Source organism: Bradyrhizobium sp. CAR08, assembly GCF_052871955.1.
This window is the reverse complement of record NZ_JBIXJX010000062.1, coordinates 1-3189: the sequence shown is the minus strand read 5'-3', so window position 1 is coordinate 3189 and position 3189 is coordinate 1. Positions and strand designations below refer to the sequence as shown.

The following is a 3189-nucleotide window of genomic DNA, read 5'->3' as shown; positions in this document are numbered from 1 at the left end:
GCCGGCGCGCCGTCACGTCCGATTTAAGCGTATGGTCAAGCATAGACACAAGCCGATCCCTTCAAAGAGATCGTGAAACTCGCCTATCCCATGTGCCGCGAGAAGGTGGGAGCGGAACGACGCTTACCTATCATCGCTGCAGTTGCGCCGAATATCGTGTCAAGAGAATGAATGATGAAGAGCTCACGATCGTCGGTCGTCAAGGCTCGCTGCATATCGTGAGTAATCAGGCTCGCCGACTTTTATTGACCAAGCTGCGAGAGCTGGCGAAACGGAACGGCTGGCAGGGCGCTCTACCACGAGCGGTCCAAAGAAGACGTCCAACTTCCGATGATTCTCATGACGCAGGCCATGCTTGAACTAATCAAGGCCGTCATTCGAGACCCCGTATTCGCCGAGCGATGATGATTTGGTCTGTCACAAATCGCCATACTATTCAATTCGCATGCAGTCATTTTCCTGCTGCGTTATCAGCGGTTTCAGCCGAAACAGATGGAAGTTGAGCTGAAGTTTGGTAGGCCGGGGTACCGCCGATTTCAGAGAAACCTTCCCTCTCGCTGTTAAGCGCCTGATTAACAATAGCTGCTGTAGCAAGCGCCGACCTGGCAATCTGCTTGCTTCCTTCGAGAGCCTCTTCAACATAATTCTCGAGAGGCAGGTAGATCGGCAGCTTTATATCCAAGATTGGGCGAGGCTGATTGCTCACGCTAGCCCAATCTTGCGCCTTGCCAGTTGCCTTATTTTTGCGAGACGACTTCTCGAAGAAATCACGATATCGGCGAGGAGCTATCCCAAAAAAGTGTACAAATCTGGTTTTTTCGTAGCTGGCATAGTGAACTCTGGAAGAACCTTCGACTTCAATTGAATCTGGGTGCAAAGTAAAGGCAGCGCTCTTCGGATACGGCTCCAAAAAGTACACTGTGTCGATACCGGACCCGACGATGTGCTTTGCGCAGATGTGGCATGGAAACGTGGTACAAAACAGCGTTGCGTCTTGGACCCCTCTGCCTAGTCTGGCCGCATCCATCAAAGCAGACATTTCTGCATGCAAAATTCGACCAAACTCAATGATATCCATAAGCTGAGAGTCACGGACAGCTGGAGTTTGTAGCATCTCGTCGATCTTATCGACGCAATCATTGTCCATCAAGCCGCTCTTGCTCAGCCGCTCGAATAAATCCAAAATTAGTGAGCGCTTTTTTTCATCGTTTGGATCATGGCCCCACTTATAGTCTCGTGCATCTCTGCCGTTATCGTTGGGCCAGTAAGTCCCACCTCGACCTTTGGGTACTTCGTTGCAACCTAACGTGATGATCTCGTGCCGCTTAGAGAAGATTGCAGCGCCGACCTGCCGTGAAAGATCGAGCGATCGCAAAGAGGCGCCCTTCGCCATGTACATTCCGTACTCTACCGGAGTCGGCGAGAGCGTGTTATCGCCGAATATCAAGCGGACGAACCGATCAAGCTGATCTGACTGCGTGGCTTCGGTGTCGACGTTGATAATAAGATCAGCAAGATGAAAAACACTTCGTACACGTTGACCGGTCGGATTTTCCTCTTGGTCCTCGTCTAGTTTGACGAGTTGGTCGGCTGTCGCTTTGTATTTGTCCCAGTCGGTGCTTTTGTGGTCCCGTGCTATGCGCTGAGCGAAAGCCTCGCTTCGTTCTCCCTTTGAAGAGTAAACCGATATTTGGAAGAAGAGCTTTCCGTAGACGCTGCGCAGCAACTCGATTTCTTCTTTGCGCTTGAATTGGTGGATAATATAGGCGTGCTTTTCCCGATGTTCTCGTAAATCCCGATCGAGATTCCTTTCCTTTGCGATCTTATCAATGACCAACGATGCGCAGACGGCTTGGTCACCGGAGAGCTCTCTAAGGCGATTTCCGAACTCAATATAACTGTTGAAGCGTGCCTCGCTGGGCTTGTCTTGTAGCTCGACGTCGCAGTAATCAATTTCTCGGAAAAGATCGGTGACTTTGATTACGGTAACTTGGTATTCGAACCGCTCCAGCAGCGTCTTCAAGGGTTGAACCGTATCTGCTAGATCCACGCCAATCGGGGCAACAAGCCCAAAGAAAAGCTCAGGGAACTCTATTCTTTCCATCATAATGTTTTTTCGCCGGTTTACGATTCGAGCTGTGATGTTGGGCTATCGAGTTGCTTTTCGGGAGTTGTAGTAATGTCTGCAAAATCTGTGGTTGAAGGCGAGAATATTGACCTGGGTGTCGGAAATGGCAAGGTTCAGCCGAATAAATCCGTACCTGCCAACATGTTTGGCGATTTCATCGAGGAACAGCTGCAGCGAGCAAAAAGTAAAGCAGAAGACTTCGACGCTGATGCTTCGCAGGTTGTCTGTCACGCTTACTGATTAAGAGTGGGGCGTCCACCTGAGGAAGAGCGGCCCCGCATTGGTCGAACATTGTGAGCCATGCGAGCCCGCAATCGATGAGGGCAGCGTTAAGAGCCTCTCACCGCTCATTACCGGTCCGAACCTCTCTCAGCTCTCCCCTTGAAGCGCATCATTTGGAGCTATTCGATGGGAGCGAAATCGTTCGGGCCTGTCTTGATCCGAGTTCCTGGCACATAGATAGATGCCGATTTCGAAGTCGAGACTAGCAGCCTGCTTCATGACGTTCTAACATGAGGTTATCACCGCACCGGCGGAGTACTTGCTCCAGACCTTTGGCGACACCGTAGCCAAACACGGTTGCGGAATCATCGAGGTCGCCTTCGGGGTACCACTTCGTCATGAATGCCCCCCACTCGGCCGTGGCAGCATCATTCTTCCACTCGGCGTCCTTAGGATCCTTCAGGTCGATTTTTGGTGCTCCTTAGCACTTACCGCCTCAGTACCAGTCGAAGTGTCTTCAGGAGCTAGACGCTGATCCCCTACATCAGGGATGCCGTAAGCTCGAAATCCGGCGGCTCGAATTAGCTCAAACTCCTTCTGCCGGCCGATATCTGCAAGGACGGCTTGCATCCGGTCGATGTCATCGCTTGGGGCGATCCAGAGGTCCCCAAAGGCGATCGTAGGGTTCTTCCTGAGATGGGGAGGTATCTTCGTACGCCTCCGATGGGGGCCGTCTTGCGTGAGGGTTGGTAATTCGCGAAGCGTGTGACCTTAAGTCTAGCTTTAAGGTCATCAGGCGATGCGGGTCGAGGTTTTAGGCGGGCTGGAGCGGCGGCGGC

At 51.9% G+C, this 3189-nt stretch carries 2 protein-coding genes; one reads left to right on the top strand and one right to left on the bottom strand.

What is annotated here, in order from left to right; all coding sequences use genetic code 11:
- Positions 1 to 451 precede the first annotated feature (451 nt).
- Complete coding sequence (locus ACIPUD_RS39620; RefSeq protein WP_446482972.1) at positions 452 to 2107, bottom strand: anti-phage dCTP deaminase; 1656 nt, start codon at positions 2105 to 2107, stop codon at positions 452 to 454.
- Between the two features lie 72 nt (positions 2108 to 2179).
- Here ACIPUD_RS39620 and ACIPUD_RS39615 point away from each other — a divergent pair, with 72 nt between their 5' ends.
- Complete coding sequence (locus tag ACIPUD_RS39615) at positions 2180 to 2368, top strand: hypothetical protein (RefSeq protein ID WP_446482971.1); 189 nt, start codon at positions 2180 to 2182, stop codon at positions 2366 to 2368.
- Positions 2369 to 3189: the final 821 nt, after the last annotated feature.